Here is a 26313-nt window from a genome sequence, read left to right on the forward strand (position 1 = left end):
GAGAGGGGTTCGAACCCTCGATACGTTGCCGTATACACACTTTCCAGGCGTGCTCCTTCAGCCACTCGGACACCTCACCGTTTTGTTGTTCCTGTACAGCTGGAACGGGCGCTAATGTAGGGAAAAGTGCGGGCTGCGTCAATTCACTTTTTAGTAAATCTGGTGCGTTTAGCCAAACTTCAAACAACTTGCTTCTTAAAACAACAGTACGTGCTAGTTTTTTATTACATTCATCTTATGTATTGTTAAGGGCTGCGCGTAAGTCTAAGAATAAATGGAGAAAGTATGGATATTATTTTTCACCACCCGACATTTGATACACAACTTTGGCTGGACGGTATGCAACAGCAACTTCCCGATGCAACGGTTCGCCAGTGGCATCCCGGCGACAACCAGCCAGCTGATTACGCGCTGGTATGGCATCCGCCAGTGGAAATGCTCAGCGGACGCCAATCACTGAAAGGGGTGTTTGCATTGGGCGCAGGTGTGGATTCTATCCTGAGTAAACTTCAGACTCATCCAGATATGCTGCCAAAAGGTGTTCCACTCTTTCGCCTCGAAGATACCGGTATGGCGCTGCAAATGCAGGAGTACGCGGTCAGCCAGGTGTTGCACTGGTTCCGCCGCTTTGATGATTATCAGGCATTAAAGCAACAGGCAAAATGGCAGCCGCTGGAGGATTATCGTCGCGAAGACTTTACGATTGGCGTGCTCGGGGCCGGTGTATTAGGTGGAAAAGTGGCAGAAAGCCTTGCTGCCTGGGGTTTCCCGGTGCGTTGCTGGAGCCGCAGTAAAAAAGATTATCCGGGAATAACCAGCTTTGCCGGGACGGAACAATTGGGTGACTTCCTTAATGGCACTCGCGTGCTGATCAACCTACTACCAAACACCCCGCAAACGGTCGGCATTATTAACAGCCAATTGCTCAACCAACTGGCAGATGGTGCGTATGTCATGAATCTGGCGCGTGGCGTGCATCTGGTAGAAAGCGATCTGCTGGCAGCCCTTGAAAGTGGCAAAGTAAAAGGCGCGATGCTTGATGTGTTTGCTAAAGAGCCGCTTGCGCAGGACAACCCGTTGTGGAAGCATCCTCGCATTGCCATCACACCTCATCTGGCGGCAGTCACACGTCCTCAAGAAGCGATGGCATATATCGCCAAAACTATCCGTCAAATTGAAAATGGCGAGTCACCAAGCGGACAAGTCTCTTTGTATCACGGCTATTAATGCTATGCCCGGCTTTGGCTGGGCTAAAAAACAACGGCGATAACTGCTATCCTTGCGGGAAAGAGATAAAAGGAGAGAGCCATGTATCCCGTTGACCTGCATATGCACACCGTCGCTAGTACTCACGCTTACAGCACCCTTCATGACTACATCGCCATTGCTAAAAGCAAAGGGGTCAAACTGTTCGCTATTACCGATCACGGCCCCGACATGGCAGATGCGCCGCATTACTGGCATTTTGTGAATATGCGTATCTGGCCACGTGTGGTTAATGGTGTCGGTATTTTACGTGGTATCGAAGCCAATATTAAAAATACCGCGGGTGAAATCGACTGTACCGGCCCGATGCTGGATGCGCTGGACCTGATTATTGCTGGTTTTCATGAACCTGTTTTCCCACCGCAGGATAGCGCAACTCACACCGAAGCGATGATTGCAGCGATGGCGAGCGGTAACGTTCACATTATCAGTCACCCAGGCAACCCGAAATTCCCGGTCGATATTCCTGCCATAGCGCAGGCAGCAGCGAAATATAACGTCGCGCTGGAGCTGAATAACTCCTCGTTTACGCATTCACGCAAGGGCAGTGGTCCGAACTGCCGGGCAATAGCCGCCGCAGTGCGTGATGCCGGAGGCTGGTTATCGTTGGGGTCTGATTCCCATACCGCATTTACCCTCGGGGATTTTGATGAATGCCTGAAGGTTCTGGCAGAAGTTGAGTTCCCGGAAGAACGTATTCTGAATGTTTCCGTTCGCCGTATGCTCGGTTTTCTTGAGTCGCGTGGCATGACGCCAATTGATGAATTCGCCACACTTTAAATTTATACCCGTCATACTTCGAGGTGTGGGGGTGTTGGTTGTACTCGCTTACCCCAGGCACTTACTCAAGGAAGCTCCTGGGGATTATGAGCCTCGTCCATGAGGCTCACCCTTCGGGCCAGCGCTTGCCGCCTACCCACAACTCGAATTATTTAGCGTATATATACTTTCAGTTATTACTAAATGGACAGTCAGCATGAATGAGTTTTCAATTATTTGCCGCATATTAGGATCGCTGTTTTACCGCCAACCTCAGGATCCGTTGTTAGTCCCGTTGTTGACGATGATCCGTGAAGGCAAGCTGGCGGAACATTGGCCGCTGGAACAAGACGAGTTACTGACTCGTCTGCAACAAAGTTGCGATCCTCAGCAGCTAGCCGCTGATTATAACGCGCTGTTTGTTGGTGAAGAATGCAGCGTTCCGCCGTATCGTTCAGCATGGGAAGCGGGTAGTCATGAAGGCGATGTACGTGAGTTTCTGAAGGAACGCGGTATGCCGCTTGCGGATACCCCAGCCGATCATTTTGGTACGCTGTTGTTGGCTGCTTCCTGGCTGGAAGATCAATCACAGGAAGATGAATTCGAAGCGCAAGTTCGCTTATTTGACGATTACCTGATGCCGTGGGCGGGTACGTTCCTCGGCAAAGTAGAAGCGCACTCAACTACCGCGTTCTACCGCACGCTGGCGTTAATCAGCCGTGAAGCTATTCAGGCGATGCGTGATGAGCTGGAAGAGTCTGACGATGAATAGTGTGGTGTGATGCGTATCACATTTATACTGCAACATTTATTTTTGATTTACAAAAAATGTGCGGTAGATCGTAGTCGAACCATAAGGCTCTGCTATGATATACCGCTATGAACATACTTATTTCTCTGGCATTGACCACCGGTATTCTTTCCGGCCTTTGGGGTTGGGTTGCGGTAAGTCTCGGCCTTCTTAGTTGGGCAGGTTTCCTTGGTTGTACCGCGTACTTTGCGTGTCCGCAGGGCGGTATAAAGGGACTTTTCATTTCTGCATGCACGCTATGTAGCGGTGTGTTGTGGGCGCAGGTGATCATTCACGGTAGCGCACTGGCCCCGCATATGGAAATCCTGGGTTACATGGTTACCGGCGTCGTAGCATTCTTGATGTGTGTGCAGGCCAAACATATGCTGTTGTCGTTTGTTCCGGGGACGTTTATCGGTGCTTGCGCAACGTTTGCAAACCAGGGTGAGTGGCGAATTGTTGTGCCTTCTTTACTGCTGGGTCTGGTGTTTGGCTTTGCAATGAAAAACAGCGGGATGTGGTTGGCGGCGCGAAAAGCGAAACCTGAATCTCAAGCCATCACTGAGTAGAGAGCCGAATAAATAAAAAAACCAGCCACCGAGGCTGGTTTTTTATTACCTGATGATTATCAGGATTCAGGAGGGACGGACATCTCTCTGTATTTAGCGAGTATTGGGTTGTTAACATCTTTCGGGTTTTGCAGATCCCATAAGCCGCGGTTAATACCATCATTAACCAGATAAATAACCCCTGTTTCAATCGCTGACATCAAGCACATCATGACAGGTTCATTGGTGGTATAGCCAATTTCACCTTCCAGCAGTCGTTGGTAATCAATGAAACGGAATACCCCGGCCTGCACTTCATAAGACAAAATTGTTTTGCTGGTATTTACTGATGATAATATTTCACCAGTACTAACGTTTACTACACGCAAGTTAACTGCAATTTGATCCAACTGATATTGTGTCTCGCCACCGATACCAAAGTATCGCGCGCCAACACCACCAGATTTCACATTGCTTTCATAACCGATAATGGAACCTTCAACCATCACGTTTGCCGCCACTAAAGATTCAAGTGGTCTACGGTTGTTCTCTGCGACGGTGCCATTTTCCTGTGCTGCACGAATGATCTTACGTTCGTTCAACAGGTTTTGCAGGCCCTGACGTTCTAGCGGAACAAACCAGCGCGAATCTTTTAATGCTGTTACCAGCATTGCGGTCGCACTTTGTGGCACGGCAGTTGAGAAGTTACTTGCAGGATAAGGTTTAAATTGCCCGGTTTCATCCTGAATATTATAAACCGAGACAAACAGCTTACCTTTTGATTCCGGCAAATGGGTTAAATCACGATAACTTTGTGCCCGAGGCATAAGTGTAGGTTTAGCAGCTTCTTTAGGTGGCGCGGTTAAACAGCCACTCAATAAACACACCGCTACGATGAGAAGAAAACGCTGCATGATGTTTATCCTTAAATACTTTTTGATTATTTAAGATTCACTAGAAGTCAGTAGATGAATTCTGTAATCCAGCAACCTGAATAGTTGATACTTTCCCTGTTTTACGGTCAGTCACATTTAATTGCAGCTGCCCATCAGAGTTAGCGATATCAACGATAAAATCATTGGTTACCATGCGCCCAGGTTTGCCAGTATTAATGTTGGTCAACAAACCACCTAATATTTGAGACTGAATAGCCTGAGTGAAGTTATCCAGGGCTGACGGGGTTTCAATGCCAAAATTGTCATCAAAACTAGGGTCTTTATACGAGTTCTGAGCTTGTGCTTCATTGAGTAAAAAAGCGCCATTATTGGGGTTGCCGCCAAAATTCGGGTTAGTGAATTGGAACGTCATATTTCCACCCCATGAAAGGGGCGAAATAAGCAGTAATGACAGAACTGCATGAGTGATACGCATGACAGCCTCCTAGAATTCGTCGGTAGTTAAATCGCCAGTACTCAACAATGTTTTGTCAATTTGCCGGCGACTAATCGCTTGTTCTGTTTGAGCCAGTGCGAAATTGACGTTGCGGTCAAAATCACGTTTTGAGGGGAATAGAAAAGCCTGAAAAATGACATCCTGATCGACTGTTATGGTTATCCAGCTTCCCCAACGAGCACTGGGCCGTTCATTTATCGTTAAATTTCCGGTAAAGCTGCTTTCCCACCTGTCACTAAAGGCGCGATAGAAGTCGTGCCCCACAGATGAAACGGTGTGATCCGTTAATAATCCGGGGATTTCCACTTCAACAGCTCGTACACCCCCGGAGGCGCAGACTAATGCCGACGCCAGCAGTAAAGCAGCGTGTAATTTCATCGCTTTATCGCCTGAGGTTGTCGTTAGCCCAGGAAACCGCCTGAGTGCGGTTCTTTACGGATATCTTCTTGAAAAGGTTGTAGAGATGCGTTTTAACCGTGTTTTCACTTATAAATAACGACTGGGCAATTTCGATATTCGATGCGCCAATTCGCAATTTATTAAGTATTTCCTTTTCACGGTGAGTCAGAAGGGACGACTCAACATTATTGAAGCGATAGTTTCCTGAGTGATTAATAAGGTAGCTAGCTAACTTTTGTGAGAAGTAACATTCTCCCTCCATCACGCCACGAATACCTTCTACCACACGCGGTTCTTCCTCAGACATATAAAAAACACCATTGATATGTGGCCAATTTTCTATGTCACGGAATTGATACTCTTCAGGAGTATTTAACAACAACAACTTAATACTGTTATGTTTGCGACTTAAGTTATCCTGCCAATAGTTAATCAGCTTTTTATCGGCTTCAACCATATCGAAAAGCACCACAACATTACCGACGACATCTTCAAGAGAGCGTTGAATATTATGGAGTTTCCCATTTATAGAGAGTGAAGACTTTAGGTGCTGTAATAACGCAGTCGCTTGTAGCGAGGGTTTTGTGATCAACAATAATGTCTGAGCATTTAACACCTGGCTATTCATTGTATGGACTTCATTAAACATGATGAAACTCCATCCGAGTTTGCGCATCAATCAGCTGAATTAACAGAAAGTTAATCCACCAGAGGTACTGAAAGGTGCTGCACTGCTGTGTTTGAAATTAATATAACACTGTCAAATAACGCTAAGTTGCGTCCTGACTTAATGTGTTAATCAAAATGTTACTGCTGATTTCAATCTAGCGGTTACTAATCTTAAAGCAAGTGTTAAAGCTGTTACAAAATGTAACTTGCAATATTTAAATGTTTCATACGAATGTTTTTTCTATTTAGATTTAATACTAAAGTTGTACACATATTATAAATTGCACAGTTTTAAAAATCATACAAATGTTTTTAACTTAATGTTTTTTATGGATTTTGTATTTTTTGTGTTGAGTGTTTTTAAACTTAACATATGTAAATTATTAGAGTTACATTCCACATCCTCTCATCTCTTAAGAAAACTCATCTTCGTGACAAATGCACGCTAAAAATTGCGAAGAACCTCTCTATGAATCCAACCAAACGGCAAAGTCAGGCTTGATTAATGTGATAATTTTAAAAGCATGAAAAGAATTAAAATGATCGATTAAGAACTCTTTGTTGTATTTGGTTTTTTTTATTTAACTCATACTTTGTAATGAGTGGAAATATAAAAATACAACATGCGGGTGAGATATTTAAATTGTTTCGACAGACATACTCATTTCCGTAACGCAGCAATAACCTTTCGTCGCTAGCGTTAACAACTAGCCAGCAGTTAGAATTGAAATAATTATTTCAATGGCTGCATCCAGGTCCAGGGTGACAACATGAAGAACAGATCGTTATTTGTGATGTTTGCATTGCTGGGTGCCCCTGGTTATGTGTTTGCGAATAATCCTGACCTCGCAAAATCAGAATATAACTTTGCTACAAATGAATTAAGCAAAAGTTCATTCAATCAGGCAGCGATAGTAGGTCAATATGGTAATAATAATAGTGCTAATGTTGACCAAAATGGAACCCGGCAATTAGCGGTTGTTAGTCAGACTGGATCTGCTAACCGTGCGAATGTCGATCAATCAGGGAGTTATAACTTTGCTTATGTATCACAAACCGGCTACGGCAATGATGCAGATATTAAGCAAGACTCGTTTGGTAATGCAGCTGTTATTATTCAGCAAGGTTCTGCTAATAGAGCAAGCATTATTCAACAAGGCACACAAAAATCAGCAGTTGTTGTACAGAAACAGTCTCAAATGGCAGTACGCGTTATTCAACGTTAATACATGACCATTTGGACTAACATTCTCAATACAATGGGGGTTTCACCATGAATTTCTTCAAAATCGCAGCAATCGCAGCAGTGGTGGTTTCAAGCAGTGCAATGGCATCAGATCTTCAATTTGGCTGGCCCGGCCATGGTGGCGGCGACAGCGGCCCAGAATCAACAATGAAAGTGTACCAACACGGTGCAAATAACAACGTTACTGCATTGCAGGCTGATGCTCGTAAATCAACTGTTGATATTAAACAATACGGTTCTTCGAATGGTGCAGATGTAGGCCAGGGCGCGGATAACGCTTCTGTTGACCTGCTGCAAAAAGGTTATGGTAACAATGCAACCATCGACCAATGGGAAGCCAAAGGCTCTACCATCGATGTTAGCCAATATGGTGCTAAAAACGGCGCGATTGTTAACCAAACAGCTGCTGCCTCTTCAATTGATTTGACGCAAGTTGGCTATAATAACCATGCGAATCTTCAACAGCATTAATTGAAGTTATGCACTATAAAAAAACAGGGCCTTTGTTGCCCTGTTTTTCTTTTTTAATCGGGAGGGGAAATTATGCATACCTTATTATTACTTGCAGCTCTCGGTAACCAGCTCACATTTGATACCCAGCAGCAAGGAAATGTTTATACCATTGTGCCGGTGGCGACTTTAACCCAGGACTGCCAATGTATGGTCAAACTTACAGCTCAGAGTTCGGGTAGTGCCGGGCAAAGCAACAGTAGCCAGAGTAATCATATTTTTATCAAGAGTCATGAGCCGACCAAATTATCACGTATGAGTCTGACGCTTTCTCCAGGAGACAGCGTAACTATTATGGTTACCGTCTCTGACGGAAAAGATATTCATCTGGAAAAACAATGGTCATCACCCGGCAAAGTTTAATTAATGTTACGGGCATGTAGATTTATTCCATCTATATGCCAGAGTTTAACTGTAGTTCTAACCGTTTTGTGCCGATAACCCTCATACCACTTAGTTGAGGAGTACATAGCGTGAAAACAGTAAACTTAAAATGTTCAATGCTTTTACCCATGCTAGCTCTCGTTTTTCCTTTATTTAACGCGCATGCCAGCGATGGTGTGATTAATTTCCGGGGGATGATAGTCGAAGATGGATGCCATCTATCACCTCAGGAGCAATCGGTTAAGTTTTCCTGCTCGCAAAGCGGCAAGCCTGTTGTGCAGACGGTTGCATTCAACCAGCTTAATCAATTCAAGCCCAGCAGCGACCTCCCGTTTTCTACCAAACTACATTACCTCAATGAAAAGCGTACGCTGGCAATTGTGGAAGTGACCTACCGTTAAAATCAAAGGCCTACGAGAAGTAGGTCTTTGGAGTGATCTCAAGTATTTATTTAATTGCCTTTTTTGTTACTATTCTCCGCCGTTAGTGAACTCCTGACGCATGAAATATAATCAGCTTGAGAAAAATCTCGCAAAATTAAGACTTATTTTATAGTCGGCAGATATGCCACAAGATATATCTGACAGGCGTCCTGGATGAATACTGGTACTGAACATGAAGCTTGCGTTTAACATTGTCGATTGGCAGGCCAGTGCCGCTGGTTTATCTGAAAGCGATGCCTGGCAGGCATGGGGGAAAACCTGTGCCGATATTGATATTACGGCCCCGCTTGCTAAAAGCCGCCATTTGCCGATGATGACCGCCCGCCGCCTGGCGTCTGGCAGCCGTCTTGCGGTTGATTGTGCATTGGCGATTTTGTCCCGACAAAAAACAGATGCTCTTGTTTTTTCCAGCCGTCACGGTGAGCTGGAGCGAAATTTCCGAATATTGACCGCACTTGCCCAACGAGAAAGCCTTTCGCCAACGGATTTTGCGATGTCGGTACACAATTCAGCAGTGGGTAATACCACGATTACGGCTCAACAGGCGTTAGTCTCATCTTCAGTCTCTGCCGGATATGACAGCTTTGCGCAGGCGCTAGTAGAAGTGGCATCGTTGCATCACGCCGGGTATCAACGCGTACTCTTGGTGGATTTCGACGGCCTGATACCGGAGTTTTATCACGACCATCTTGCGGGGCAACCGGTTAACATGCCGTTTGCAGTTGGTTTGCTTTTGGAGGCGGGGTCGCAGATCCAGTGTGAAACGGTTCCTTGTCGAATGAGCGAACCCGTCGATTTACCACAGGGTCTGGTATTTCTCCACGGCTGGTTGAGCGAACAACAAACGTTCACCGTAGCCGGAGAACGTCTTGCCTGGCACTGGAGCCGACATTAATGTGGTCGCGCATGAAATGGTGCTGGCGTGTACTGATGACCGGCTGGCTGTTTATTCTGTTTGGTAGCGGCGGGCTGTTGCTTTCGCTGGTGTGGTTTAATTTACTGTTAGTGTTTGTGCGCAATAATAGTCAACGTCGTGAGGTTGCGCGCCTTAGCATTGCCGCGAGTTTCCGTCTATTTTTACGTATCGGACGTGGCCTTGGGGTATTCGACTACCGCTTTGAAAATTGCGAGCAATTAGCAAACGATCGTGGATGTTTGATTGTTGCCAACCATCCGACGCTGCTGGACTACGTGTTTATTGCTTCTCAGGCGCCACATATTGGCTGCCTGGTAAAAGCCAGTCTGGTGAACAACCCCTGTTTTCGTGGCGTGATACGAGCAGCGGATTACCTGGTAAACAGCCAGGGTGAAACATTGCTTCCTGAAAGCCAGAAGCGCCTGGCGGCAGGGGAGGCGATACTGATTTTCCCGGAAGGTACGCGCACGCGCCCGGGCGAGCCGTTGGTTATCCAGCGCGGTGCGGCTAATATTGCTGTACGCAGCGGCTGCGAATTGCGTCTGGTACATATTCACTGTGACCAGCGTTACCTGGATAAACACAGTCGCTGGTACCAAATCCCGGCGCGCAAGCCGATGATTACCGTCAGCGTAAAACAGCGGATCGACAGTCAAAGTTTTATGGCAAGTCATGACGGTGCTTGCGCAATTGCGGCGCGCCGCCTTAGCCAATATTTAGGTCAGGAACTGGTTCCTGACCCTCGTTAAGACTCGGATGGTTATATGGAATCCTTAGAGACCGATATTAAGCAACTCATTATCGACACCCTGAATCTGGAAGAGATAAGCGTTGATGAGATTGAAAGTAACGCCGCGTTATTTGGCAATGACGGGCTCGGACTCGATTCCATTGATGCACTGGAATTGGGGTTGGCCGTTAAAAAAAGCTATGGTGTGGTGTTATCTGCTGAAAACGAAGAGATGCGTGAACATTTTTACTCTGTTGCGAATCTGGCCAAATTTATTAAAAGTCAAAACCCTGCGCACAGCGCCTGATTGAAACCACGAGTACGCTATGAATAAAGAAAATATTTATCAGGAAGTCACCGGGTTACTGGTTAAATTATTTGAACTCTCTCCTGAACAAATTACTCCGCAATCCCGTCTTTACGAAGATTTGGATCTCGACAGCATTGATGCGGTCGATATGGTCGTGCATCTACAAAAACGCAGCGGTATAAAAATCAAACCGGACGACTTCAAAGCGGTACGCACCGTACAGGATGTTGTAGACGCCGTTGAGCGTTTACAAAGCGGGTCGTAAACGTGTTGGCAAAACGAGCACTTAGTATAGCGGGAGGGCTAGCCGTAATAGGCTGGCCCTTTGCCGTCTGGCTGGCAATTCAATATCCAAAATTGCACATTTTATTGCCGCTGCTGGCGCTATGCTTTTTGCTGCGCCTGGCTACGTTACGGGGTAAAACCGGCACGTTAAGTCGTGTTTTAAAAGGGTTGGCGCTGGTGGGGGCGGTACTGTGCATTTCCAGTATCTGGATGCGAGAAACACAGTTATTGCTATGGTATCCGGTAGTGGTCAACGTGGTGATGTTGGCATTATTTGGCTCGTCGCTGTTTAGCCGCATGTCGATTATCGAACGCCTGGCACGGCTACGCGAAAAAGATCTTTCTCCCGCGGGCGTACGTTATACCCGCCGCGTAACTCAAGTCTGGTGCATTTTCTTTATCTTCAACGGCGGTGTGTCGCTGTTTACCTGCCTTGCGGGCAACGTACATTGGTGGACACTGTGGAACGGAATGATCAGTTATCTGCTGATGGGCTTATTATTTGCCGCCGAGTGGCTGGTACGCTTGCGAGTGAAGCGCCGCAATGAATAATCCCTTATCTCTGGCTCAGTGGCTTAACGGCAACCGTCACCCACAGCATGTTGTGGCGTTTGAAGGGCAAAAAATCTGGACGCAGGCCGATTTAATCAATGACGTTCAGCGAATTTATAGCTGGCTGAAAATGCAGCCGGGCGAGCGTTGGGCGCTGTGTTTTGATAATAGCTATGCGTTTATCACCGCGTTGTTGGCGACACTGCATGCGGGCAAAACGCCTGTTGTCCCGGGCCACAGCCGGGAAGCTCAACTGCGAGAACAGCAAGCGCATTTTTACGGCGTGATAAGCGATGTTCCTTTGAATCTGAGCTGTCCGGTGCTAAATCCGCAAACTTTAGCGTATACCGCTATTCAGCTATTTGAACCTATTCCGGCGCAAGCAGGCGTGGTGTTGTTTACTTCGGGCTCGACTGGCGAACCAGCACAAATATTTAAAACGCTGAATGCGCTGGATGAAGAAATCGCCTGGCTTGCCGAATTATGGGGTGAACGGCTGCACGATTGCCGCGTGGTCGGCTCTGTTTCACACCAGCATCTTTATGGATTCACATTCCGTGTGATGTTGCCGATGGCGCTTGGGCTGCCGAGCGACGCGACGATGATTCATTTCCCAGAGCAACTGGTCGCGCATTCGGCACATCTTTTACTGTTTATTAGCAGCCCGGCATTTTTAAAACGGCTTGATACCAACTTGAGTGCGCCAAAATTCGCGATGGTGATTTCTGCTGCCGGAAAACTCGAAGATGATACCGCGCAAAATGCGTTGGTGTGGTTCGAAACGCCGGTATCGGAAATTTACGGCACAACCGAAACCGGCGTGCTGGCGTGGCGGCAGCATTCTCAGCCTGCACCAGAATGGCAGCCGTTTCCGGCGGTGCGCTTTCTCCAGCAACAGGATGGGTGGCAGGTTACATCTCCTTTGATTCATGGAGGAGCCACGCAGCTGGACGACATTCTTGAATTTAACGCTCAAGGAAGTTTTCGCTTATCAGGACGGCGCGATCGCATCGTAAAAATAGAAGAAAAGCGTATCTCGCTGAGTGAAATTGAGCGGCGTTTGCTGGCATTACCCGGTATTGAAGATGCCGCAGTAGTTCCGGTTATGCGGGGAAACCGGATTGCGCTGGGGGCCGTAGTTGTGGCGCCAGAATCAGATAGCGTCAGTAAACGGCTTTGGCGGGAAGCACTTAGCGTCTGGCTTGAGCCGATAGCGATTCCGCGCTACTGGCGCGTCGTCGAGAGTATTGCGCTCAACAGCCAAAGCAAGCGTGCGTGGGCACAATTACAGGAGTTATTTGATGAAACCCATTGAGTTACAGCGCGTGCAACCTGAAGCGGGGAAATTGTGCTTACGCTTAGCTGTTCCGGCCTTACTCGGATGGTTTAAGGGGCATTTCCCCACTCAACCGATCTTGCCAGGTGTCGCACAACTTGACTGGGTGATGGCCTATGGCGCGGAACTTGCGCCAGGAATGCGCTTTAGTTCGATTGATAGCGTTAAATTCCAGCGCCCGATTGTCCCGGAAAGTGAGCTGGAATTGAATTTGCAATGGGATGCCACACGCAATGTGCTGAGCTTTACCTACATGTTGCTAAACGAGCAGGGCAGTGTGCCGGCCAGCAGCGGGAAAATTAAGCTATGTCCGTAGCATCTGCGGCTTTTCGCCCCTGTGTGGTGATCCCTTGTTACAATCACGGCGCGACTATGGCGGCGGTGCTCGCACGTCTGCAACCGTTTGAGCTGCCTTGCATTATTGTTGATGACGGCAGTTTGCTTGAAACAGAGCAGCAACTGGCGCAATTAACCGGTGTCACGGTTATTCGCCTGGAAACTAACAGCGGTAAAGGTGAAGCGGTCATTACCGGGCTTAAAGCCGCGAGTAAGGCAGGTTTTACCCACGCGGTTCAGCTTGATGCCGACGGACAGCATTGCATTGAGGATGTTCCACGTTTCTTAGATGAAGCGCGAACGCATCCAGAAAGCCTTATTTCGGGCACGCCGCATTACGATGAGTCCGTGCCAAAATCTCGCCTGTATGGGCGTTATGTCACGCATGTCTGGGTGTGGATTGAAACATTATCGTTGTCATTAAAAGACAGCATGTGTGGATTCCGTGTTTATCCGCTGCCGGCAACACTCGCGATAGTTGCCCAACATCGCCCCGGTAAACGGATGGATTTTGACACCGAAATCATGGTGCGTTTGTACTGGGCTGGCACCAACAGCCGGTTTATCCGTACCCGCGTGATTTATCCGCCAGATGGCGTGTCGCACTTTGATGCACTGCACGATAATCTGCGTATATCCTGGATGCATACACGGCTGTTTTTTGGCATGTTGCCGCGTATTCCGATGCTGCTTGCTCGCCGCCGTCAACCCGCGCACTGGGCACAAGTGCCGGAACGCAAAGGGCTGGCAGGAATGCGCTTAATGCTGACTATCTACCAGCGTTTAGGGCGCCGTGCATTTAATGCGTTGCTTTATCCGGTGGTTGCGTGGATGTGGTTGACGGGGCGTACGCAGCGCGAAGCCTCGCAGCAATGGCTTGCAAGGGTTCGCCAACAGGCTGAACGTCAGCAAATCACGCTGCCAGAAGGTTTAAACAGCTATCGCCATTTCTTGCGTTTTGGTGATGCGATGCTCAATAAAATTGCCGCCTGGCGTGGCGATATAGTCTGGGGGCGGGACATCGAATTTGCCCCAGGTAGCCACGAAGTGTTGCAGCCGCAGGCCGGGCAGGGGAAGTTAATTCTTGCCGCCCATCTCGGGGATATCGAAGCCAGCCGCGCACTGGCACAGGTTGAATCTGGGCTGATTATTAATGCGCTAGTGTTTACCGACCACGCTCAGCGTTTTCGTCAGATTATTGAAGAAATTGCCCCGCAGGCTGGCGTGAACCTGCTGCCGGTGAGCCACATTGGCCCGGAAACAGCCATGCTATTACAAGAAAAGCTTGATGCCGGGGAATGGGTGGCGATTGTCGGTGACAGAATTGCGGTGAATCCGCAACGTGGTGGTGAACGGCGCGTATGCTGGAGCCCGTTTATGGGCAGCCCGGCACCGTTTCCGCAAGGGCCGTTTATCCTCGCCGCTGCATTACGATGCCCAGTCATCCTGATGATGGTATTGCATGAGCAGGGGAAATTGCGTATTCACGCAGAAGCCTTTGCCAATCCTTTACTATTACCGCGAGCAACGCGGGCACAAGCGCTACAAGAAACGATTGATAATTACGCGCGGCGTCTTGAAGTCTACGCACTGCGTTCGCCGCTCGATTGGTTTAATTTTTATGATTTCTGGCAATTACCACCAGAAAAGGAGCCCGGATGTTAAATGACCCACGTTTTACTGTAGAGGTCAGCATCAAAGTCCCATTCCATGATGTTGATGCAATGGGTGTTGTGTGGCACGGCAACTATTTTCGCTACTTTGAAGTGGCGCGCGAAGCATTGCTTAATCAGTTTGATTATGGCTATCGCGCAATGAGTGAGTCAGGCTATGTTTGGCCGGTTGTCGATACCCGAGTTAAATACCGTGATGTGGTGAAGTTTGAACAACAGATTCTGGTGCGGGCAACCGTGATTGAATACGAAAACCGTCTGAAAATTGGTTATGAAGTAGTCGATGTGGCCAGCGGTAAACGTACCACCACGGGTTACACCATTCAGGTTGCCGTTGAGGCAACAAGCGGAGAGCTTTGTTTTGTTTCCCCTCAGATACTTTTCGAACGCATGGGCTTGAGTCATGAATAAAATTATTTTAATGGCCTTGCTGTGTATCAGCTTTACGGCGAGTGCAATCACCCTTAATGACGTGCAACGCAGTTTTGCGTCGCAGCCGGTGGTACGAGCTAAATTCCAGCAAGAAAGACAAATCAGTGGCATGGCACAACCGTTGCATTCCAGTGGCGAGGTATTAATCGCGAAAAGCAAAGGTTTGTGGTGGCAACAACAGCACCCTTTCCCGATGACGCTGATACTTGATGACAGCCATATGGTGCAAGTGATGGGCAGCCAGGCGCCGCAAATCATCACGGCTGACAGCAATCCGCAAATGTTCCAGTTCAACCATTTACTGCGTGCGTTATTCCAGGCTGATAGAAAAGTGCTGGATGAAAATTTTTCCAGCGCATTTACCGATCAGGGCCACGGCAAATGGCAATTGGTCTTAACACCGACGGTTACACCGCTCGATAAGCTGTTTAGCACCATTACGTTGCAGGGTGACAAATATCTTAATCGCATTGCACTGAACGATTTGCAGGGGGATTTTACAGAAATCACCTTTAGTGATCACCGACTAGAACCACGAAAACTTACTCATGAAGAGCAGCAGCGCTTCGCTTTCTGACGTGCATCGTCGCCTTGCTTGGGGCTGGCTTGCGGTAGTCACTCTGCTGCTGGTGGTGCTATGCGCCTTGCTGCCTAAGTCGCGGCTCGACAGCAGCGTGTTGTCGCTGCTTCCTGCCAGCAGCCTCGGGAAGATCCCACCCCAGATCGAGAACGGTTTTCTGCAACGTCTTGATCGGCAAATGATGTGGATGGTCAGCCCGGGGACGACTCCGGACCCTGCCGCTGCGCAGTGGTGGCAAACGCAGCTGCAGCAACAGCCCTTCCTGCAAAATGTGCAGGGGCCGATGGATGCGCAGGGCCAGCAGGAGTGGGGGAAATTCTACTTCGAGCACCGCAATGGCCTGGTGGACAACCAGACGCGTAGCCGTTTACAAAACGGTGGTGAAGCGCAGGCACAGTGGGTGCTATCGCAGCTTTACTCGGCGTTTTCTGGTGTCAGTGGTAAAGAGCTGGCTAATGATCCGTTAATGCTTGTGCGCGGTTCACAACTGGCGTTGCAACAAACTGCCAGTCAGATGCGTTTGCAAAATGGTTGGTTGGTAGCGCGTGATAAACAAGGGCGTTACTGGTATTTACTGCATGGCGAAATGAAAGGTGATTCGTTTGATATGCAGCAAGGGCGCGAAGCGGTTGTGCAATTGCGCAGCTTGCAGCAAAACCTGAAACAACACTTCCCGCAGGCGGAGGTGATGTCACGCGGCACCTTATTCTATAGCGACTACGCAAGCCTACAGGCAAAGCACGATGTTTCAACACTCGGGCTTGCGACGGTTATTGGTGTGCTGCTGTTGGTGTTGTTGGTGTTTCGCTCGGTGCGGCCTCTGTTGTTATGTACCACGTCCGTCGCCATTGGTGCGCTGGCAGGTACCGCCATCACACTGCTGTGCTTTGGTGAACTGCACTTGATGACGCTAGTGATGAGTATGAGCATCGTCGGGGTGTCGGCAGATTACACGCTGTATTACCTTACCGAACGCATGGTGCATGGTGGGCAAAACTCGCCGATTGCAAGCCTGCGCAAAGTGCTTCCTGCCTTATTGTTGGCACTGGCGACAACAGCTATTGCTTATCTGATTATGATCCTCGCGCCGTTCCCAGGCATTCGCCAGCTTGCAGTCTTTGGCGCCAGTGGTTTAATCGCCTCCTGCCTGACTGTGGTGTGCTGGTATCCCTTTGCGGTGCGCGGTTTACCTGTCCGTCCGGTGCCTTGCCACCGTTTGCTTAATGGCTGGCTCGATGCGTGGAAGTCCAATAAAGCGGTGCGTTTTGGTTTGCCATTGCTATTGCTGGTGATGAGCGTTGCCGGATTAGCATCCTTAAAAATCAATGATGACATCGCCAGTTTCCAGGCATTACCGCAAGATTTAGTACGTGATGAGCAGGCCATTACCGCGCTGACCGGGCAGGGGATGGATCAAAAATGGTTCGTGGTTTACGGCGATACTGCCGAGCAAACGCTGCAACGCCTCGAAAAACTGGCTCCAGAATTAGTGGCTGCACGTACCCAGAAAGCGCTCGATAGTTACCGATTAATCCCGCTCGCCTCCCTTGAACAGCAGCAAGCCGATTTGCGTCTGCTGCGTGAAGCCGCACCGGTGTTACAAAAACGCCTGGCGGAAAGTGGCGTTACCGTCACTGCACCGAATCTTCAGCAGATGGCGGTGACGCCGGATTTATGGCAAAAGAGCGTGATCAGCAGCGGTTGGCGCTTGTTATGGCTTTCACTGCCTGATGGTAAAAGTGGTGCATTAGTGCCGGTGAACGGGGTTCACGACAGCGCGGCATTGGCAAGCATCGCGGCAAAAATACCGGGCGTAAGCTGGGTCGACAGAAAAGTGATGTTTAACGAAATCTTCAGCCATTTCCGGAGCTTACTGACCGGATTGCTGACCGCAGCGGTTGTGGTGATTGCTCTGAGCTATGTGGTGCGCCTTGGCGTAAAACGCGGCTTATTAAGCGTAATCCCTTCGCTGTTATCGCTCGGTGGAGGCCTTGCCGCGCTGGCATTTAGCGGCCACACACTAAACTTGTTCTCGTTGCTGGCGTTGGTATTGGTGCTGGGTATTGGCATCAATTACACCTTGTTCTTTAGCAACCCACGCGGCACGCCGCTGACTTCACTGCTGGCCATCAGTGTTGCACTGCTGACCACGCTCTTTACCTTAGGAATGCTGGTCTTTAGCCAGACACAAGCCATCGCAAGCTTTGGCATTGTGCTGAGTTTTGGGATCTTCTGCGCATACCTGACCGCCCCCTTAGCTTTACCCACATCCACCCAAGGAGAGGGAAAGAGAGAATAATGAAAAAATTACCGACACTGGTTTTACTGCTTGGCACATTACTCCTCAGCGCGTGCAGCACGTCCAAACAAGATGACTCAAGACCGCAAGCCTGGTTAAAACCGGGCACCCTGGTGACGTTACCCGCACCGGGGATTTCACCTTCTATCACCCAGCAGCAATTGTTGAGCGCGCACGTTAAAGGCAAAACCCAATCGCTGATGGTGCTGCTCAACGCCGATCAACAGAAAATCATGCTGGCGGGCCTGTCGCCGTTGGGGATCCGTTTATTCCGCCTGACTTACGACCAGCAAGGTGTGAAAACCGAGCAGTCCATCCAGCTTCCAGAACTACCTCCAGCAAGCCAGGTACTTGCTGATATTATGTTGAGCTACTGGCCGATAAGCGCATGGCAACCGCAACTGCCCACCGGATGGACGTTAAAAGATATTGATTCCCGCCGCGAGTTGCGTGACGACCACGGTGAGCTGATTGAGACGATTCATTACCTCACGCGTAATGGTAGCCGCCAGCCAGTGAGCGTCCAGCATCATCGTTTCGGTTATGTCATCAGTATTCAGCATCTGGACAGCTAATCATGATTACGTTAACGGCTGCCGGAATGGTCAATGCGTTGGGTAACAACCTTGACGAAATCGAGGCAAATTTGCGGGCCAACTTTGCACCAGGCATGGGGCCAGATACCGACGGTTGGATACAGCTCGGTGAATGCTGGGTTGGGCGCGTGACTGGCGAACTGCCAGAAATAGCCGCGCAGTTGCCGCAATATAACAGCCGCAACAATCGTTTATTGCTGGCAGCTCTGGCGCAAATTCGCCCGCAGGTCGATGAGGTGATTGCCCGTTATGGTAATTCACGCGTGGCGGTGGTGTTGGGAACCAGCACTTCCGGGCTTGATGAAGGCGACCGCATGGTCAGCGGTGCTCATGCAGGCACTCCGCCGGTGTCCTATCGCTACGGTCAGCAGGAACTCGGCGATCCCTCGCGTTTTCTTAGCGACTACCTGCAACTGTTTGGCCCAGCATTAACGATCTCAACGGCCTGTTCTTCCAGTGCTCGGGCGATTATTACGGGCAAAAGGCTGATTGAGTCGGGCATGGTTGATGCCGCGATTGTTGGCGGTGCAGACTCGCTAAGTCGTATGCCAATCAATGGCTTTAAGAGCCTGGAATCGTTAAGCAATGTGCGCTGTAAACCGTTTAGTGCTGAGCGTAACGGCATTACTGTCGGTGAAGCTGGAGCGTTAATTTTACTGACTCAAGAAGCCGGTAAGGTGCAGTTGCTTGGCGTGGGGGAATCGTCAGATGCCTGGCATATGTCGGCTCCCCATCCTGAAGGTGTTGGTGCTATCAGTGCGATAGAAATGGCGTTGCGTGAGGCAAAACTCGCAGCGACAGACATTGGTTATATTAATATGCACGGCACAGCCACGCGTTTGAATGATGAAATCGAAGCCAAAGTAGTGAGCCAAATTTTCGGTGAAAGCGTGCCAGCCAGTTCAACGAAGCATCTGACCGGCCATACCTTAGGTGCCGCCGGGGCCTGTGAGGCGGTGCTGTGTTATTTGCTGTTATCACGTGGGTTAGCGCTGCCTGCACAAGATTTCACTGATGCGCATCAAGATCAGAGCCTTGCCGCCTGTGGTTTACTCACCACGCCACAGCCATTTACTAAATCTGTAATGCTATCGAACTCATTTGCTTTTGGCGGTAATAATGCCAGCCTGATTTTTGGAGTGTCCAATGACTGATTTTCTTGCCCCACAACACTATCTACCGCACGAAGCACCTATGTGTCTGCTCGAGTCGGTAGTGGCCGTGGAACAAGAAAGCGCGCATTGTCGGGTTGCGGTGAGTGATCACGGCGTGCTTGCGCCGTTTTTGAACGCTGAAGGGAATTTACCTGGCTGGTTTGCCATCGAACTTATTGCTCAGACGGTGGGCGTGTGGTCCGGTTGGCATGCAATGAATAATGGCGAAGAAGCCAGCCGCGTCGGTATGCTGCTGGGTGGGAGAGGCTTACGCTGCCCGCAGGGATTTATGGCGCAAGGATTAGTGCTCGATTGTCATGTCACGCTACTGATGCGTGATGAAAAAATTGGTAGTTTTGAAGGGAAAATTCTTGCCGACGGTAACGTATTGGCGAGCGGGCGAGTAAATACCTATCAGCCTGATAATAAAGAATTAAAACAATTATTTTAATGGGATAGCAGCAAGATGACACAGACGGTATTAGTAACCGGTGCCAGCAAAGGAATTGGCAAGGCAATTGCTCTAGGGCTTGCCGCTGATGGGTTTGCAATAGTCGTGCATTACCATCGCGACGAAGCGGGTGCACAACAAACGCTTGAGCAAATTACTGCACAGGGCGGGAATGGACGCGTGATGCAATTTGATAGTTCTGACCGCAGCCAATGCCGCAGCACCATTGAAGCAGACATTGAAACCCACGGCGCGTATTGGGGCGTGGTCAACAACGCCGGAATCACCCGTGACGGTGCATTCCCCGCACTGAGCGATGATGACTGGGACGGTGTAATTCGCACTAACCTCGACAGTTTTTACAACGTGATTCAGCCGTGTGTGATGCCAATGGTTGGCCTGCGCAAAGGTGGACGAATTATCACGTTATCGTCAGTCTCAGGCTTGATGGGTAACCGTGGTCAGGTCAATTACAGCGCCGCAAAAGCGGGCATTATTGGTGCAACGAAAGCACTGGCGATTGAACTGGCAAAACGGAAAATTACTGTTAACTGTATTGCACCGGGTTTGATTGACACCGGAATGATTGAAATGGAAGAAGCGGCGCTTAATGAAGCTATGCGACTGATTCCGCTGCAACGTATGGGCCAGCCAGAAGAAGTGGCTGGGCTTGCGCGCTACTTGATGTCTTCCGTTGCGGGTTATGTCACGCGCCAGGTTATCTCCATTAATGGGGGGATGTTGTGATGCGCCGTGTGGTAGTCACCGGAATGGGCGGCGTGACGGCGTTTGGCGATAACTGGCAGGATGTCGCAATGGGGTTGAAATCCGGCAAAAATGCAGTCCGACACATGCCAGAATGGCAAATCTATGATGGGCTGAACACCCTGCTCGGCGCACCCATCGATAATTTTATCCTGCCTGAACATTACACGCGTAAGCGCATTCGAGCGATGGGGCGCGTTTCACTGCTCGCCACTCGGGCAACGGAACTGGCATTAATGCAGGCGGGTTTGCTTGATGATGCGATACTGACCAGCGGCGAAACCGGCATTGCTTATGGTTCTTCCACCGGCAGCACCGGACCGGTGAGCGAGTTTGCCACCATGCTGACTGAGAAACACACGCGCAATATCACCGGCACCACCTATGTGCAGATGATGCCGCACACTGCAGCGGTTAATGCTGGGCTATTTTTTGGCCTGCGCGGGCGAGTGATCCCAACGTCCAGCGCTTGTACCTCAGGAAGCCAGGCAATAGGTTACGCCTGGGAAGCGATTCGTCACGGCTACCAAACCGTGATGGTTGCGGGTGGCGCAGAGGAAATATGCCCGTCGGAAGCCGCAGTGTTTGATACGCTTTTTGCCACCAGCCAGCGAAACGACCAGCCGCAAAGCACGCCATCGCCATTTGATAAACAGCGTGACGGTCTGGTTATTGGTGAAGGTGCAGGAACGTTGATCCTCGAAGATCTCGATCATGCCCTGGCGCGTGGTGCGACGATTTATGCTGAGATAGTCGGCTTCCATACCAATTGTGATGCTGCGCATATTACCCAACCGCAGAAAGAAACCATGCAAATCTGTATCGAACGCGCTTTACGTTCGGCAGGTCTTGAGGCCAGTGATATTGGTTATATCAACGCACACGGAACTGCAACGGATCGTGGCGATATTGCCGAAAGTCACGCAACGGCGGCGGTTTTCGGTGCTAACACGCCAATATCTTCGCTGAAAAGTTACCTCGGTCATACGCTTGGTGCCTGTGGCGCACTGGAAGCGTGGATGAGTATCGAAATGATGCGCGAAGGCTGGTTTGCAGAAACGCTAAATTTGACTCAGCCGGACGAAGTTTGTGGCGAATTGGATTACATCATGGGCACTGCGCGCAAAATCGATACTGAGTTTGTGCAGAGCAATAACTTCGCCTTTGGTGGCATCAACACTTCGCTAGTCATGCGGCGTTGGCAATAATGGATTATCGGCTGGCGTTTGGCGATGTGGCGCGTTTATCTGATGACGCGTTGGTCAAATGTTGGTTGTCGCCTGAGTTAGTGGCGGCAGCACCGGCCGGAAACCGCCGCCCCGTCTGGCTTGCGGGAAGAGTTCTGTTGGCGATGTTGGCAGAAAAAAAAGCGCTGCCATTGTTGGATTCGGGGTCGAATGGCAAACCGCAACACTCTGAATTGCCGCATTTTAACATCAGCAATAGTGCGAGCAGTGTCGCAGTACTGCTAGGGGACGATGCAGTGGGCTGCGATATAGAATTTCTGCGGCCGAGAAAGCGTTTCATGGCCGTAGCGCAGCACAGTTTTACCCCAGAACTGTACGACTGGCTGGTCAGTTTGCCCGCGAACGACCAGCTTCCCGCCTTCTGGAAATTATGGACTGCCCATGAGGCTGTGGTGAAACAGCAGGGCGGAACGGTGTGGCAAATTGCCGCGCTGCAATTGCCACTGGAAACATTATGCTCACCGGGCCGCCATCTGACTCATCTCCTTGTTCACAACACACTTATCGCCTGCTGTGGCGAGGTTCCGTTTCCTGTTGGTTTTTCTGTGGAACTGATGATTACTTGATTCTGTCGGGTGGAATAGCAACAGTGATATCCACCGCTCTTGTTATTCCTTCAATGCCCAGATGTGATAAACCCCATCAATAAGTTCGGTACCTTCCAGTTCTTTCTCAAAGCCGGGGAATTTCTCGCCCCATACTTACCGCGCGGTAAAAGCACCTTGTTCAGGTGCGCCTGCAAATAAAAAACACGTCAGGTTTATTGGGGCTTTTTTGTAGTAAACGAGAAAAAATCAGGACTTAGGTGATGTGGAGAAATCCTTACGAAGTGATATACGTCTGCTGTTCGGTGAGTTTAGACTACTCTCAAAGACTAACTGGAGATTTCCCAATGAGCGAAAGAATGTCGGTGATACAAGGTGATATCACTAGCGTTGAGGTTGACGTGATAGTCAATGCAGCGAATTCATCCCTGATGGGGGGAGGCGGTGTTGATGGTGCCATTCATCGCGCGGCAGGACCTGCGTTAATGGCAGCCTGCCAGGTAATTCGCCGGCATCAGGGTGAATGTGCGCCTGGGCATGCCGTGATTACCGAAGCAGGAAATATTCCGGTTAAAGCTGTGATTCACGCGGTAGGCCCGGTTTGGCAGGGTGGGGAAAAACAGGAAGCAGAATTGCTCGAGCAAACTTATCGCAACAGCCTCGATTTGGCTGCGGCTAATGGCTATCGCACCATTGCGTTCCCGGCGATTAGCACAGGAGCGTACGGTTACCCTAAAGACCAGGCTGCAAAAATAGCCGTTGATACCGTTTACCGGTATATCGGCCTGCGTCCGTTACCTGAGCAGGTGGTTTTTGTCTGTTTCGATGACGAAAACACCCGCATTTATCAGCAATTACTTGCCCAGCTTTAATGTGAATAACCCTCTCGCCACGCGCCTAGGGAGGGCAATTTCTCCTGCGACAAGCGAGCATCCTGGGCTGAGCGGTATTCATCCGCTATCGGACAGCCTGGATGCGTTTGCAGCCCGCTATTTGCTATGCGGCATGGCGGAGAAAACCCTCGATGTGCAGTATTACATCTGGCAGGACGATATGTCCGGGCGGCTGTTGTTTAGCGCTTTGCTGGCGGCGGCAGACCGCGGAGTGCGAGTTAGGCTGTTGCTCGACGATAACAATACCAACGGCCTGGATGATATTTTAGAACTCCTCAATGCTCATCAGCAGATTGAGGTTCGTCTGTTTAATCCATTTTCATTTCGCCTGTTTCGTGCCATTGGTTACCTGACCGACTTCGCTCGTCTTAACCGCCGTATGCACAACAAGACATTCACAGTTGATGGCGAAGTGACGATTATTGGCGGGCGCAATGTCGGCGATGCTTACTTTGGCGTGGGGAAACAACCGCTGTTTTCAGATTTAGACGTGCTGGCGATTGGCCCGGTAGTGGGGGAGGTCAGCCAGGATTTTGAGCGCTACTGGAGTAGCCAGTGCGTATCGACGCTGGATAAAGTGCTGAACGTTGATCCTGATGTTTTACAGCAACGGGTTCAACTGCCTGATGACTGGCGTAGCGACCCGATGGCCAGGCGCTATCTTGACAGGTTAACGACCAGCCAATTTGCGACCAACCTGGTGGCGCGCTCGTTGGATATGTACTGGGCGAAAACGCGTATGCTCAGCGACGACCCGCGAAAAGGACAGGGGAAAGCACGCAATCATACGCTGCTTCCACAACGCCTGATGAATGTGATTGGCATACCTGAACGCGAAATAGACATTATATCGGCTTATTTTGTGCCGACGCGTGCGGGCATCGCGCAAATTTTGGGGCTGGTGCGCAAAGGGGTAAAAATAGCCATTCTGACCAATTCGCTAGCCGCTAACGATGTGGCCGTAGTTCACGCAGGATATGCTCGTTGGCGTAAAAAATTATTGCGCCACGGCGTTGAGCTTTATGAATTAAAGCCGGAACAGGATGGCCCACGTAGGCCGCGCGATCGTGGCTTAACGGGCAACTCGGGTTCCAGCCTGCATGCCAAAACCTTCAGTGTCGACAAGCAAAAAGTGTTTATTGGTTCATTCAATTTCGACCCGCGTTCGGCAATGCTGAATACCGAAATGGGCTTTGTGATTGAAAGCGCTGCGCTGGCACAGGATATCCACCAACGTTTCACCCAAAGCCAAAAAGAAGCCGCGTGGGCTCTACGGTTAGACCATTGGGGACGAGTGAATTGGGTGGAAAACAGTGACGGCAAAGAGATTGTCTGGAAGAAAGAACCGTACACCCGCTTTTGGCAACGGGTGTTGGTGCGGTTAGTTTATCGCTTGCCTATTGAGTGGTTACTTTAACAGCGACATTCTGTGGTTTACCGGAAAACAGGAAACGCAACAGTGGGATCCGCAGGTGGATTTCATAAAGAATCACCGCAATCCCTACCACAAAGATCAATCCGCTAATAAAACCTATCGCATTTGAAGCAATATGCGGCGTGATATATGCGCCAAAAAACAGCGTCAACGGATGGTGCACCAGATAAATAAACAGTGACGCATTGACGAAGTAGGTGACGCGTTTCGACTGAAAATTAAGCAATTTATAACCAAGAGAAAATACCACGTTGACCATCCACAGGCCCATCAGCATGGTGATAACGCTTTCGGTTTCATACATCCAGGCATCGCCGCTGCCATAACGCTGGTTCAGCAGATAAGCACAAAATGCCAGTGCAGCACCCACCGAGCACCACGGCGATGATGTGGTAAACAACGTTTTCAGTTGTGGGCGTACGAAGAGTAAAGCACCCAGCATAAAGAACGGCAGATAGAACAACGTTTGCATCACCACGAAGTTAAATAGACCATCGCTTAATATCGGTGAATAAATAATAAAAATAGTGCGCCGAATAACGGCATATAAAACTCCGAAACCGAGGAAGGCAATTGAGAGTTTTCCTAACGTGAGGGAAGCCTGATTATTTTCGGGCGTTTCAGCAATACGCGCTTTCATTTGTTGAAACAAAAATAAACAAACCGTAGTAAGCACCACCATCACCAACAAGAACCACAAATGGGAAACCAGTTCCCAAACCAGTGTGTTGTATTTTTCGTATGCGGTCAGACCCGGCCAATTTTTTGCTTTATCATTAATGTGTTGCAGCATTAAAAATTGCGGTAGCGTCAGCAGCGGTATGGCCGTTAGCATAGGTATGCCGACGCGCTCCACACGTACTTTCCACCAGCGTTTAAGCGGGTAGCGCAAAAAAAGCATGTAGGAGAAATAGCCCGAAATGACAAAAAACACCTGCATACGGAAGGCATGAATGAAGTCATTAAATAGGGTTAATCCCCATGAGGCTTCGGTGCTATTTACATGCCAGTGGTGACTTGAATAGATGAGCGAGATATGGAAAGGGATGCCTAAAAGCATCAACCAAGCCCGAATAGAATCCAGGAAAAACTCGCGTTGTTGTGGTGCTTTACTCATAATACTCCAGACATTATCGGACGAATCGCCTTATCCTTAAGAACATATCCCAATAGGCTTGAAGTCCCGAACGATATCAATTCCGTGGCAACCCTACACTAACCGTGACATCCTGTCTCCAGGATGGACTCTGAAAGCGTAAGCAGTTGTCTTTTTTTGCTTAAAGGCTGAGCCAGCGTGCTGAACAATGCGGGTATTTGGTTGTCGGAAGTAAGAAGTTTCCATTAAAATGGATTGGATTGATTTAAGCACACA

33 protein-coding genes are annotated in these 26313 nt (G+C 49.4%); 27 read left to right on the forward strand and 6 right to left on the reverse strand.

The genetic code is table 11. The features are described from left to right. Positions 1-187 (reverse strand): hypothetical protein (locus FH968_RS23810; protein WP_223271276.1); only part of this gene is annotated, 187 nt, incomplete at its 3' end. A gap of 98 nt (positions 188-285) precedes the next feature. Here FH968_RS23810 and ghrA point away from each other — a divergent pair. The 4 genes from ghrA (at position 286) to FH968_RS03145 (ending at position 3384) form a co-directional block, all read left to right on the forward strand. Next, positions 286-1227, forward strand: a complete 942-nt coding sequence (ghrA, locus tag FH968_RS03130) for a glyoxylate/hydroxypyruvate reductase GhrA (RefSeq protein ID WP_139877291.1) — start codon at positions 286-288, stop codon at positions 1225-1227. Positions 1228-1308: 81 nt separating this feature from the next. After that, positions 1309-2046 (forward strand): phosphatase, encoded by a 738-nt coding sequence (locus FH968_RS03135; RefSeq protein ID WP_139877294.1) that lies wholly within the window; start codon positions 1309-1311, stop codon positions 2044-2046. A gap of 196 nt (positions 2047-2242) precedes the next feature. Then, positions 2243-2797, forward strand: coding sequence for a molecular chaperone (locus tag FH968_RS03140; RefSeq protein ID WP_139877296.1), 555 nt, complete (start codon positions 2243-2245; stop codon positions 2795-2797). A gap of 107 nt (positions 2798-2904) precedes the next feature. After that, positions 2905-3384 (forward strand): DUF1097 domain-containing protein, encoded by a 480-nt coding sequence (locus FH968_RS03145; protein WP_139877298.1) that lies wholly within the window; start codon positions 2905-2907, stop codon positions 3382-3384. 59 nt (positions 3385-3443) lie between these two features. Here FH968_RS03145 and csgG read toward each other — a convergent pair whose 3' ends face one another. From csgG to csgD, 4 genes are read right to left on the reverse strand one after another with little or no spacing between them, the layout of a single operon-like run. Then, a complete protein-coding gene (gene csgG, locus FH968_RS03150; RefSeq protein WP_139877300.1) occupies positions 3444-4277 on the reverse strand; it encodes a curli production assembly/transport protein CsgG in 834 nt (277 codons plus the stop codon). 40 nt (positions 4278-4317) lie between these two features. Next, positions 4318-4734: a curli production assembly/transport protein CsgF gene (gene csgF / locus FH968_RS03155; protein ID WP_139877302.1), complete on the reverse strand. Its 417-nt coding sequence runs from the start codon at positions 4732-4734 to the stop codon at positions 4318-4320. Between the two features lie 9 nt (positions 4735-4743). Continuing rightward, a complete protein-coding gene (gene csgE, locus FH968_RS03160; protein WP_139877305.1) occupies positions 4744-5133 on the reverse strand; it encodes a curli production assembly/transport protein CsgE in 390 nt (129 codons plus the stop codon). Positions 5134-5137: 4 nt separating this feature from the next. After that, positions 5138-5803 (reverse strand): biofilm master transcriptional regulator CsgD, encoded by a 666-nt coding sequence (gene csgD, locus FH968_RS03165; protein ID WP_139877307.1) that lies wholly within the window; start codon positions 5801-5803, stop codon positions 5138-5140. A gap of 790 nt (positions 5804-6593) precedes the next feature. Here csgD and csgB point away from each other — a divergent pair. The 23 genes from csgB (at position 6594) to FH968_RS03280 (ending at position 24923) form a co-directional block, all read left to right on the forward strand. Further along, positions 6594-7049, forward strand: coding sequence for a curli minor subunit CsgB (gene csgB / locus FH968_RS03170; protein WP_139877309.1), 456 nt, complete (start codon positions 6594-6596; stop codon positions 7047-7049). Between the two features lie 47 nt (positions 7050-7096). Then, positions 7097-7540 (forward strand): curli major subunit CsgA, encoded by a 444-nt coding sequence (csgA, locus tag FH968_RS03175; RefSeq protein WP_139877311.1) that lies wholly within the window; start codon positions 7097-7099, stop codon positions 7538-7540. A 72-nt stretch (positions 7541-7612) separates the two neighbouring features. Then, positions 7613-7942, forward strand: a complete 330-nt coding sequence (gene csgC, locus FH968_RS03180) for a curli assembly chaperone CsgC (RefSeq protein ID WP_139877313.1) — start codon at positions 7613-7615, stop codon at positions 7940-7942. Positions 7943-8052: 110 nt separating this feature from the next. After that, complete coding sequence (locus tag FH968_RS03185) at positions 8053-8364, forward strand: type 1 fimbrial protein (protein WP_139877316.1); 312 nt, start codon at positions 8053-8055, stop codon at positions 8362-8364. 214 nt (positions 8365-8578) lie between these two features. Further along, positions 8579-9301: a beta-ketoacyl synthase chain length factor gene (locus FH968_RS03190; RefSeq protein ID WP_139877318.1), complete on the forward strand. Its 723-nt coding sequence runs from the start codon at positions 8579-8581 to the stop codon at positions 9299-9301. After that, positions 9301-10071, forward strand: a complete 771-nt coding sequence (locus FH968_RS03195; RefSeq protein ID WP_139877320.1) for a 1-acyl-sn-glycerol-3-phosphate acyltransferase — start codon at positions 9301-9303, stop codon at positions 10069-10071. The genes FH968_RS03190 and FH968_RS03195 overlap by 1 nt, the downstream gene beginning before the upstream one ends. A gap of 15 nt (positions 10072-10086) precedes the next feature. Next, positions 10087-10359 (forward strand): phosphopantetheine-binding protein, encoded by a 273-nt coding sequence (locus tag FH968_RS03200; protein WP_139877322.1) that lies wholly within the window; start codon positions 10087-10089, stop codon positions 10357-10359. A 19-nt stretch (positions 10360-10378) separates the two neighbouring features. Next, positions 10379-10627: an acyl carrier protein gene (locus tag FH968_RS03205; RefSeq protein ID WP_139877324.1), complete on the forward strand. Its 249-nt coding sequence runs from the start codon at positions 10379-10381 to the stop codon at positions 10625-10627. 2 nt (positions 10628-10629) lie between these two features. Further along, a complete protein-coding gene (locus tag FH968_RS03210; protein WP_223271277.1) occupies positions 10630-11199 on the forward strand; it encodes a hypothetical protein in 570 nt (189 codons plus the stop codon). Beyond that, a complete protein-coding gene (locus FH968_RS03215) occupies positions 11192-12514 on the forward strand; it encodes an AMP-binding protein (protein WP_139877326.1) in 1323 nt (440 codons plus the stop codon). Before FH968_RS03210 ends, FH968_RS03215 begins: the two co-directional genes overlap by 8 nt. Continuing rightward, positions 12501-12851 carry a hydroxymyristoyl-ACP dehydratase gene (locus FH968_RS03220; protein ID WP_139877328.1) on the forward strand — a complete coding sequence of 117 codons (351 nt, stop codon included), beginning with the start codon at positions 12501-12503 and terminating at the stop codon, positions 12849-12851. Before FH968_RS03215 ends, FH968_RS03220 begins: the two co-directional genes overlap by 14 nt. Further along, positions 12842-14536, forward strand: a complete 1695-nt coding sequence (locus tag FH968_RS03225) for a glycosyltransferase (RefSeq protein WP_139877330.1) — start codon at positions 12842-12844, stop codon at positions 14534-14536. The genes FH968_RS03220 and FH968_RS03225 overlap by 10 nt, the downstream gene beginning before the upstream one ends. After that, positions 14530-14955 (forward strand): thioesterase family protein, encoded by a 426-nt coding sequence (locus FH968_RS03230; protein WP_139877333.1) that lies wholly within the window; start codon positions 14530-14532, stop codon positions 14953-14955. Before FH968_RS03225 ends, FH968_RS03230 begins: the two co-directional genes overlap by 7 nt. Further along, positions 14948-15553, forward strand: a complete 606-nt coding sequence (locus tag FH968_RS03235; RefSeq protein ID WP_139877335.1) for an outer membrane lipoprotein carrier protein LolA — start codon at positions 14948-14950, stop codon at positions 15551-15553. The genes FH968_RS03230 and FH968_RS03235 overlap by 8 nt, the downstream gene beginning before the upstream one ends. Next, entirely contained in the window at positions 15525-17855 is a 2331-nt protein-coding gene (locus tag FH968_RS03240) for an MMPL family transporter (protein ID WP_139877337.1), read from the forward strand. The genes FH968_RS03235 and FH968_RS03240 overlap by 29 nt, the downstream gene beginning before the upstream one ends. After that, positions 17855-18430, forward strand: coding sequence for a DUF3261 domain-containing protein (locus FH968_RS03245; protein ID WP_139877339.1), 576 nt, complete (start codon positions 17855-17857; stop codon positions 18428-18430). The genes FH968_RS03240 and FH968_RS03245 overlap by 1 nt, the downstream gene beginning before the upstream one ends. A 2-nt stretch (positions 18431-18432) precedes the next feature. Then, positions 18433-19605 (forward strand): beta-ketoacyl-[acyl-carrier-protein] synthase family protein, encoded by a 1173-nt coding sequence (locus tag FH968_RS03250; RefSeq protein ID WP_139877341.1) that lies wholly within the window; start codon positions 18433-18435, stop codon positions 19603-19605. Then, entirely contained in the window at positions 19598-20056 is a 459-nt protein-coding gene (locus FH968_RS03255; RefSeq protein ID WP_139877343.1) for a 3-hydroxy-fatty acyl-ACP dehydratase, read from the forward strand. Before FH968_RS03250 ends, FH968_RS03255 begins: the two co-directional genes overlap by 8 nt. A 15-nt stretch (positions 20057-20071) precedes the next feature. Beyond that, positions 20072-20803 carry a 3-ketoacyl-ACP reductase FabG2 gene (locus FH968_RS03260; protein ID WP_139877345.1) on the forward strand — a complete coding sequence of 244 codons (732 nt, stop codon included), beginning with the start codon at positions 20072-20074 and terminating at the stop codon, positions 20801-20803. Continuing rightward, positions 20803-22029 carry a beta-ketoacyl-ACP synthase gene (locus FH968_RS03265; RefSeq protein WP_139877348.1) on the forward strand — a complete coding sequence of 409 codons (1227 nt, stop codon included), beginning with the start codon at positions 20803-20805 and terminating at the stop codon, positions 22027-22029. The genes FH968_RS03260 and FH968_RS03265 overlap by 1 nt, the downstream gene beginning before the upstream one ends. After that, on the forward strand, positions 22029-22634 hold the full coding sequence (locus FH968_RS03270) for a 4'-phosphopantetheinyl transferase superfamily protein (protein ID WP_139877352.1): 606 nt from the start codon (positions 22029-22031) through the stop codon (positions 22632-22634). Before FH968_RS03265 ends, FH968_RS03270 begins: the two co-directional genes overlap by 1 nt. Before the next feature lie 326 nt (positions 22635-22960). Then, positions 22961-23485: an O-acetyl-ADP-ribose deacetylase gene (gene ymdB / locus FH968_RS03275; protein WP_139877355.1), complete on the forward strand. Its 525-nt coding sequence runs from the start codon at positions 22961-22963 to the stop codon at positions 23483-23485. Continuing rightward, positions 23439-24923: a phospholipase D family protein gene (locus FH968_RS03280; RefSeq protein WP_139877358.1), complete on the forward strand. Its 1485-nt coding sequence runs from the start codon at positions 23439-23441 to the stop codon at positions 24921-24923. The genes ymdB and FH968_RS03280 overlap by 47 nt, the downstream gene beginning before the upstream one ends. Here the strand turns inward: FH968_RS03280 and mdoC are convergent. Next, positions 24904-26058, reverse strand: a complete 1155-nt coding sequence (gene mdoC / locus FH968_RS03285) for a glucans biosynthesis protein MdoC (RefSeq protein ID WP_139877361.1) — start codon at positions 26056-26058, stop codon at positions 24904-24906. The genes FH968_RS03280 and mdoC overlap by 20 nt on opposite strands. Positions 26059-26313: the final 255 nt, after the last annotated feature.

Source organism: Buttiauxella sp. B2, assembly GCF_006376615.1.
Taxonomy (GTDB): domain Bacteria; phylum Pseudomonadota; class Gammaproteobacteria; order Enterobacterales; family Enterobacteriaceae; genus Buttiauxella.

Bases quoted from the DNA above. Each gene is read 5' to 3' on its own strand.
- ghrA (WP_139877291.1), top strand. From the start codon at position 286: ATGGATATTATTTTTCACCACCCGACATTTGATACACAACTTTGGCTG.
- FH968_RS03135 (WP_139877294.1), top strand. From the start codon at position 1,309: ATGTATCCCGTTGACCTGCATATGCACACCGTCGCTAGTACTCACGCT.
- FH968_RS03140 (WP_139877296.1), top strand. From the start codon at position 2,243: ATGAATGAGTTTTCAATTATTTGCCGCATATTAGGATCGCTGTTTTAC.
- FH968_RS03145 (WP_139877298.1), top strand. From the start codon at position 2,905: ATGAACATACTTATTTCTCTGGCATTGACCACCGGTATTCTTTCCGGC.
- csgG (WP_139877300.1), bottom strand. From the start codon at position 4,277: ATGCAGCGTTTTCTTCTCATCGTAGCGGTGTGTTTATTGAGTGGCTGT.
- csgF (WP_139877302.1), bottom strand. From the start codon at position 4,734: ATGCGTATCACTCATGCAGTTCTGTCATTACTGCTTATTTCGCCCCTT.
- csgE (WP_139877305.1), bottom strand. From the start codon at position 5,133: ATGAAATTACACGCTGCTTTACTGCTGGCGTCGGCATTAGTCTGCGCC.
- csgD (WP_139877307.1), bottom strand. From the start codon at position 5,803: ATGTTTAATGAAGTCCATACAATGAATAGCCAGGTGTTAAATGCTCAG.
- csgB (WP_139877309.1), top strand. From the start codon at position 6,594: ATGAAGAACAGATCGTTATTTGTGATGTTTGCATTGCTGGGTGCCCCT.
- csgA (WP_139877311.1), top strand. From the start codon at position 7,097: ATGAATTTCTTCAAAATCGCAGCAATCGCAGCAGTGGTGGTTTCAAGC.
- csgC (WP_139877313.1), top strand. From the start codon at position 7,613: ATGCATACCTTATTATTACTTGCAGCTCTCGGTAACCAGCTCACATTT.
- FH968_RS03190 (WP_139877318.1), top strand. From the start codon at position 8,579: ATGAAGCTTGCGTTTAACATTGTCGATTGGCAGGCCAGTGCCGCTGGT.
- FH968_RS03195 (WP_139877320.1), top strand. From the start codon at position 9,301: ATGTGGTCGCGCATGAAATGGTGCTGGCGTGTACTGATGACCGGCTGG.
- FH968_RS03200 (WP_139877322.1), top strand. From the start codon at position 10,087: ATGGAATCCTTAGAGACCGATATTAAGCAACTCATTATCGACACCCTG.
- FH968_RS03205 (WP_139877324.1), top strand. From the start codon at position 10,379: ATGAATAAAGAAAATATTTATCAGGAAGTCACCGGGTTACTGGTTAAA.
- FH968_RS03215 (WP_139877326.1), top strand. From the start codon at position 11,192: ATGAATAATCCCTTATCTCTGGCTCAGTGGCTTAACGGCAACCGTCAC.
- FH968_RS03220 (WP_139877328.1), top strand. From the start codon at position 12,501: ATGAAACCCATTGAGTTACAGCGCGTGCAACCTGAAGCGGGGAAATTG.
- FH968_RS03225 (WP_139877330.1), top strand. From the start codon at position 12,842: ATGTCCGTAGCATCTGCGGCTTTTCGCCCCTGTGTGGTGATCCCTTGT.
- FH968_RS03230 (WP_139877333.1), top strand. From the start codon at position 14,530: ATGTTAAATGACCCACGTTTTACTGTAGAGGTCAGCATCAAAGTCCCA.
- FH968_RS03235 (WP_139877335.1), top strand. From the start codon at position 14,948: ATGAATAAAATTATTTTAATGGCCTTGCTGTGTATCAGCTTTACGGCG.
- FH968_RS03240 (WP_139877337.1), top strand. From the start codon at position 15,525: ATGAAGAGCAGCAGCGCTTCGCTTTCTGACGTGCATCGTCGCCTTGCT.
- FH968_RS03245 (WP_139877339.1), top strand. From the start codon at position 17,855: ATGAAAAAATTACCGACACTGGTTTTACTGCTTGGCACATTACTCCTC.
- FH968_RS03250 (WP_139877341.1), top strand. From the start codon at position 18,433: ATGATTACGTTAACGGCTGCCGGAATGGTCAATGCGTTGGGTAACAAC.
- FH968_RS03255 (WP_139877343.1), top strand. From the start codon at position 19,598: ATGACTGATTTTCTTGCCCCACAACACTATCTACCGCACGAAGCACCT.
- FH968_RS03260 (WP_139877345.1), top strand. From the start codon at position 20,072: ATGACACAGACGGTATTAGTAACCGGTGCCAGCAAAGGAATTGGCAAG.
- FH968_RS03265 (WP_139877348.1), top strand. From the start codon at position 20,803: ATGCGCCGTGTGGTAGTCACCGGAATGGGCGGCGTGACGGCGTTTGGC.
- FH968_RS03270 (WP_139877352.1), top strand. From the start codon at position 22,029: ATGGATTATCGGCTGGCGTTTGGCGATGTGGCGCGTTTATCTGATGAC.
- ymdB (WP_139877355.1), top strand. From the start codon at position 22,961: ATGAGCGAAAGAATGTCGGTGATACAAGGTGATATCACTAGCGTTGAG.
- FH968_RS03280 (WP_139877358.1), top strand. From the start codon at position 23,439: ATGACGAAAACACCCGCATTTATCAGCAATTACTTGCCCAGCTTTAAT.
- mdoC (WP_139877361.1), bottom strand. From the start codon at position 26,058: ATGAGTAAAGCACCACAACAACGCGAGTTTTTCCTGGATTCTATTCGG.